This window comes from Oscillatoria sp. HE19RPO (assembly GCF_024220515.1).
Lineage (GTDB): Bacteria > Cyanobacteriota > Cyanobacteriia > Cyanobacteriales > Laspinemataceae > Laspinema.
The window spans coordinates 1-1157 of record NZ_JAMXOT010000399.1; the positions used below are offsets into that span (position 1 = coordinate 1).

Here is a 1157-nt window from a genome sequence, read left to right on the forward strand (position 1 = left end):
GTTCCCTCTGTTAGCCCGAAAAAAAAAGAAAACGGATCCACGGAAATTAATAAGGCAAGGGTGGATAGGTCCCAGGGTGATGAAATCAGCATACCGGGTCAATTATCTAAAGTCAACTCAACCCAGAAAAGTGTCGGCGGCATAATTTCAACGCCAGGAGAGGAAGCTACCCCCGGGGAACCGGAACCCTTCTGCAGCAAGGATAAAAGTCTCAACACCACCGGCAAAGGCGATCGGTCTATTGGTGGCGATCGCACCGCTGGGGAAAGTTTAGTTTCCAGCGCCAGCGGCGATCGGCATATCGAGAGCGATCGCCGAAGCGCGGATCAGCACTCTGAAAATTTGGGGATGCTAGGGAACGTCAGTGGCGATCGGTCCTGTTCTATAGCATCAGACTCAAACCCTTTAACAGTGGAAGAGGGGCGAGCTTATTGGGAGGGGTTGATTTGTGGCCGAAAAACAGAGAATCCCGGGAGAGTCGCTGATAAAACTCCCGGGAACTCAGGCGATCGCAACCCAGGGAGGAACGATCATAGAAGGGTGCAATCTGATGATTCTACCCCAGATATGGTGTCAGAGGACAGCTCTAGGAGCGCTATATCTAGCGAAAATCTCCAGTTAGGCGATCAACGGAAACACAACGGAAAACCAGGGGCGTCTGGGTGGATTGGACGGCAGTACAAATATCGGGACCATCTTGGCAGGAGTCGAACGAGTAGCCACTGGATACCCGGGTGCGCGGGACCTTACTACCATTACCAGTGGAGAGAGGGCGATCGCATCACCACGATTTACCTACCCCGCAAAAAACTAGAGGCGGTTGAGAATGCGATCGCCCGTCGGGAATCAGTCAACGCAATTCTGATGATGCTGGGTTAGATGCGATCGCCCTCAATTCTCCCCCTCGATGTTCTATAGCATTGCCCTGACCCTCCTGTACCCATCAATGCTATAGAACAGGGGCGAGGGGGAGGGGGGGAGGTTCAGTTGCGATCGCCGCCAAGATTCCCCAGGTGTGATCGCAATCAAGACCCGGGTCAAACAATCTCTAAGCGTTCTTTCAGCAGAGTCCAACCTAGGCGGGACAGATGCCCGTGGGAATCAGCCCAAAAATCAGCCTTATCCGGGTCCAACCAATCTAAGTCAATGCAGCGTTC

At 53.1% G+C, this 1157-nt stretch carries 1 protein-coding gene; it reads left to right on the plus strand.

Annotated features, from left to right (window positions below; genetic code table 11):
* A partial coding sequence (locus NG833_RS27820; RefSeq protein ID WP_254568516.1) for a hypothetical protein occupies nucleotides 1-879 on the plus strand: 879 nt, incomplete at its 5' end.
* Nucleotides 880-1157: the final 278 nt, after the last annotated feature.